The 5,137-nt window shown below is 70.7% G+C and carries 4 protein-coding genes; all 4 read left to right on the top strand.

Annotated features, from left to right (window positions below; translation table 11 throughout):
* The first annotated feature begins 38 nt into the window (after positions 1-38).
* The 4 genes from ACFYXA_RS27960 (at position 39) to ACFYXA_RS27945 (ending at position 5,132) form a co-directional block, all read left to right on the top strand.
* On the top strand, positions 39-1,580 hold the full coding sequence (locus tag ACFYXA_RS27960) for an amino acid adenylation domain-containing protein (protein ID WP_389037796.1): 1,542 nt from the start codon (positions 39-41) through the stop codon (positions 1,578-1,580).
* A gap of 135 nt (positions 1,581-1,715) precedes the next feature.
* Positions 1,716-2,807 (top strand): hypothetical protein, encoded by a 1,092-nt coding sequence (locus ACFYXA_RS27955; protein ID WP_352245743.1) that lies wholly within the window; start codon positions 1,716-1,718, stop codon positions 2,805-2,807.
* Between the two features lie 44 nt (positions 2,808-2,851).
* On the top strand, positions 2,852-4,156 hold the full coding sequence (locus ACFYXA_RS27950) for a nucleotide sugar dehydrogenase (protein WP_389037792.1): 1,305 nt from the start codon (positions 2,852-2,854) through the stop codon (positions 4,154-4,156).
* Positions 4,149-5,132 carry an NAD-dependent epimerase/dehydratase family protein gene (locus ACFYXA_RS27945; RefSeq protein WP_351093962.1) on the top strand — a complete coding sequence of 328 codons (984 nt, stop codon included), beginning with the start codon at positions 4,149-4,151 and terminating at the stop codon, positions 5,130-5,132. Before ACFYXA_RS27950 ends, ACFYXA_RS27945 begins: the two co-directional genes overlap by 8 nt.
* Positions 5,133-5,137 lie beyond the last annotated feature (5 nt).

Here is a 5,137-nt window from a genome sequence, read left to right as displayed (position 1 = left end):
CGCCGCCGAACAGCACCACGACGATCGGGGGAACCACGGTGAAGTCAGAGCAGTACTACGGACCCGCCGGCCGTGCGGGACAGGACGCACCGGACGTCATCGCGGCGTTCGAGGCGTGGGCGGCACAGCGGCCGGACGCCCCGGCGCTCACCTGGGGCAGCCGGACCTGGACCTTCCGGGAGCTCGACGCCGCCGCCGACCGGGTCGCCGCCCGGCTGCGCGCGGCCGGCATCGGGCGCGACGACCGGGTGGCGGTCCTGGCGGGCCGGACCCCGCAGATGGTCGCAGCCCTGTTCGGCGTCCTCAAAGCGGGCGCGGGCTATGTCCCCGTGGACCCGGGCTATCCCCGGGAGCGCTGCGCGCACATGCTCGGCGACTCCGCGGCGGCGGCCCTGCTGACCCACCGCGAGCTGGTCGGCACCGTGCCCTACGAGGGTCCCGTGCTCCTCCTCGAGGAGCTCGCCCAGTGGCCTGCCGCGTCCGCCGGCCCGCGACCGGCCCCGGTGCCCGAACAGTTGGCGTACGTCATCTTCACCTCGGGCTCCACCGGCCGGCCCAAAGGCGTGATGGTGACCCGGGGCGGCATGTCCGAGCTCGTGGCGGGCCTGGGCGCCCTCGTCGGCGCGGACCGGCTCCACTCGGTGCTGGCGGCCACGCCCACCTCGTTCGACGTGTCCGTGTACGAGATCTTCGTCCCGCTGTGCGCGGGCGGCTCGGTGGTGCTCGCGGACGACGTGTTCGCCGTGTGCGACGCCGACGCGCCGGTGTCGGCCGCGACCGTCTCCAGCGTGCCCTCCGCGCTGGCGCAACTGGCGGCGCTCGGCGGTCTGGCCGGGCGGGCCCGCACGGTGTTCTCCGGCGGGGAGGCGCTGCCCGGACCGCTGGTGCGGTCGATGTTCGACGCCGGGGTCACGGCGGTGTTCAACATGTACGGCCCGACCGAGAACAGCGTGGTGGCCATCGCCGCAGCCGTGACGGGGGAGGAGGCCGCCGTGCCGATCGGTGACGCGCTGCCCGCCGTCGACGCCTACGTGCTGGACGAGGACCTGCGCCCGGTGCCGGACGGCGAGCCGGGGGAGTTGTACCTCGGCGGGCGGCAGGTGAGCCGCGGCTATCAGCGCCGGCCCGGGCTGACCGCCGAGAGGTTCCTGCCCGACCCGTTCGCGCAGGCGCCCGGCGCCCGGATGTACCGCACCGGCGACCGGGTCAGGCGCCGCCCGGGCGGCGGCCCGTACGAGTTCCTCGGGCGCTGGGACGACCAGGTGAAGCTGCGCGGCTTCCGGATCGAACTCGGCGAGGTCGAGCACGCCTTGGCCGCGCATCCCGGTGTGGTGCACGCCGCCGTGGTGGTGCGCGAGGACGTGCGGGGCGGTCCGCGCCTCGTGGCGTACACGACACCGGACGGTCCCGACGCGCCCGCCGCGGGGGAGCTGCGCGAGCACGTCCGCCGCACCCTGCCCGAGTACATGGTGCCCAACGTGTTCGTCGCGCTGGGCGAGCTGCCGCGCACCCCGGCCGGAAAAATCGACCGGAACGCGCTGCCGGCGCCCGCCTCCCGAACCCGCGTCAAAGTCCGCTGAGAGAAAGCCGGTTGACGAACACATCTCTTGGTCAACCGCACTCCGCACGTTATGGTGAACGAGTAATCCGACTATCGAATGGTCGAGTAATCTATGCGTCTCCTGGCCAATGAACGGCATCACTTCGAATTGCGGTTGCTGAGTCTTTTCGGGGACAAGCTGAGGCCCGTCGAGGAATCCTTCGACACCATCGAGAACTTCAAGGACGGGTCGTTCGCCATGGGGCATCTGGGACTGATGCTCTACGCCAACGGATACAACCTGCGGGGCTCCAGCATTCAGTACCGGAACGGCCTGGTGTTCCACGACGGGGAGAACCTGTTCGGGGTCGGCTACTTCAGCAAGGAAGGCCACCTCGCCAAGCACCTCCACATCGTGGCCCCCAAGGGACCGGGCCGCCTGGAGGCTGTGCGCGGTTTCATCGCCGACGTCCGCGAGGCCGGCCTGGCCTCCGAATCGGTGTACGTCCGCCACCTCTCGCCCGAGGACCACGAGCTGTTCCTCGCCGCCGGCTTCGCCCCCGTGACCGCCGACCCCTGGCACCCCGGCGCCCCGGAGGAGGACGAGACCTTCCCCAACCGCGTCTACTACCTGGACCAGCTCTTCGAGGAACTCCCGGACGGCGAGCTGCGCATCCGCACCCTCAAGAACGAGGAGCACCGCAAGTACAAGACCAAGAACCGGCTGGCCTTCCGCCGGTTCGAGAACTTCCTCACGCGCAACGACCACCTCGACTTCCGGATCCGCCCCTACGGCCACACCGCCGAGGAGGCGGCCAAGGCCCGCGGCATCGTCGAGGGCTACTTCGAAGCCCGCCGCGAGCAGGGCACGGTCGTCGGCTCCACGCCCGAGGACTACATGGCGCTGATCACCCAGAAGCCGGGCGGCGAGAACGAGCGGGACTACTTCGCCTACCTCGGCGGCATGGCCGTCGAGGGACAGGACGAGGTGCCCGTCATGTTCTTCGCCGGCGAGCGCACAGGAGAAAAGCGCGCTGCGCTCTACTGCACGATGTCGATGCGCTTCCCGGAGCGGCTCACCGACATGTTCAAGGACCCCACCGGATTCACCGCGATTCCCCAGTACGTCTGGCTGAACGTGTTCAAGCGCATGTGGGCGCAGGGCATTCGCGAAGTCGACGCGGGCGGGTCCGAGGTCAAGGGTCTCGACGACCAGAAAAGGCAGCTCGGCGGCAGGGCGGAGAAGACCCACTGGGTCGTCGGATGACATTCGCACGCCGAACCGGTCCATATCACCAGGGGATATGCAGAATGGAATCGCGCACACCGTTTCACGAATTCGACGTCTGCGTCGTCGGCATGGGATACGTCGGCGTCACGCTCACCGCGGCCCTGCTCTCCACCGGCAAGCGGGTCCTCGGCTACGAGGCCAACCCCGCCGTCGCGGGCGAACTCGCCCAGGGCCGGCTGGTCCTCGCCGAACCCGGCGTGGAGGACCTGATCCGCGACAGCGCCGCCGACGGGACCCTGCACGTCACCGACACCGTCGACGGGCACCGACTGCCCCCGGTCGTCATCGTCTGCGTCGGCACGCCGATCAAGGACGGCAGCACAACGCCCGACCTCGGCCACCTGACCGCCGCGACCGAGTCCATAGCCGCCGGGATCGACGACGACACCCTCGTCGTCGTCCGCTCCACGGTCCCCGTGGGCACCTCGCGGAACCTGGTCCTGCCGATACTGCGCACCCGCGTCGCCGAACCACTGCTGGCCTTCGCCCCGGAGCGCACCATCCAGGGCCAGGCCCTCGCCGAACTGCTGTCGCTGCCGCAGATCGTCGGCGGCCTGAACGAGAACGCGGCCAAACTGGCCGCGGACCTCTTCGCCACGGTCACCGACCAGGTCGTCCCCGTCTCCTCGCTGGAAGCAGCGGAACTGGTCAAACTCGTGTGCAACTGCCACACCGACCTCATCTACGGCTTCGGCAACGAGGTCGCCCTCATCGCGGAGAAGCTCGGCCTGGACGCCATGGAGGTCATCGGCGCCGCCAACCGCGACTACCCCCGCCCGGACATCCACAAGCCCGGCTTCGTCGGCGGCAGTTGCCTGACCAAGGACCCGTATCTGCTGCGCCACTCGCTGGCCGGCCACGGCCATGTGCCCGAACTCGTCGGCGCGGCCCGCACCCTGAACGAGTCCATGCCCCGCCGGGTGGGCGAACGCGTGCTGGCCGCACTGTGGGAGGCCGGCCACGACCCCGCCACGGCCACCGTCCTGCTCACCGGCTTCGCCTACAAGGGCCGCCCGGAGACGGACGACCTGCGCGGCGCCCCCTACGAACCGCTCCTGGAACTGCTGCGCGGCAGGGTCGGCGAGATCGTCGGCCACGACTTCGTGGTCCCGGCCGAGCGGATCGCCGCCCTCGGTGTCAGGCCCGTCACCATCGAGGAGGGCTTCGCCGGCGCCCACGCCGCGCTCATCCTCAACGACCACCTCGGCTACCGCGGACTGGACGCCGAGGAACTGATCCTCAGCATGGCCCAGCCCGCCCTGGTCTACGACACCTGGCGGGTCCTGCCGCCCTCGACGAACGTAATGAGGCTCGGAGTTGCGTAAGAAGGTCCTGATCACCGGCGGCGCGGGCTTCATCGGCCTGCACCTGGCCGAGAAGCTCGTCGCCACCTGCGACGTCACCCTCCTCGACGACTTCAGCCGCGGACGCGCCGACGACCGGCTGGCCGCCGTGCGCCCGCACGTCCGGCTCGTCGAGCACGACCTGACCACCCCGATCCCCGAGGGACTGCTCGACGGGGACTACGCGGAGGTCTACCACCTGGCGGCCGTCGTCGGCGTGGTCTACTCCAACGAGGAGCCGCAGCGCGTCCTGCGGACCAACCTCCTGTCGACGATCCACGTCCTCGACTGGTTCACCACCCTCCCGGACGCCGCCTTCTGCTTCGCCTCCTCCAGCGAGGCGTACGCCGGCAGCGTCGAGGCGGGCGTCGCGGAGGTCCCCACCGACGAGGACGTCCCGCTGGTCGTCTCCGACCCCACCGTGGCGCGCTCCTCGTACGGCTTCAGCAAGATCGCCGGCGAGGTGCTGTGCCGCAACTACGCCCGCGCCCACGGCTTCGCGCTGCGCATGGTGCGCTTCCACAACGTCTACGGCCCGCGCATGGGATACGAGCACGTCATCCCGCAGTTCATCGAACGCCTGCTGGGAGGCGCCGACCCGTTCGCCGTCTACGGGGCCGACCAGACCCGCGCCTTCTGCTACGTGAGCGACGCCGTCGACGCCATCGCCGCGCTGACCGCGCTCCCCACCAAGGAGGCCCTGCTGGTCAACATCGGCAACGACCAGGAGGAGATCGTCATCGAGGACCTGGCCCGCAAGGTCTTCGAGACCGCCGGCCGCTTCCCGGCCACCGACGTCCACCCCGCGCCGCCGCTCTCCCCGGCCCGGCGCCTCCCCGACGTCAGCCGGCTGCGCGAACTGACCGGCCACACGCCGAAGGTCGACCTCGCCGAAGGCCTGCGCCGCACGTACGAGTGGTACGCGCGGGACATCGCCGCCCGCGCCGCGAAGCGGTGACCGCG

Origin of the sequence: Streptomyces sp. NPDC002566 (genome assembly GCF_042889585.1) — a bacterium.
Lineage (GTDB): Bacteria > Actinomycetota > Actinomycetes > Streptomycetales > Streptomycetaceae > Streptomyces.
The sequence above is the reverse complement of the archived record's forward strand: the minus strand, read 5'-3'. Positions and strand labels throughout refer to the sequence as shown.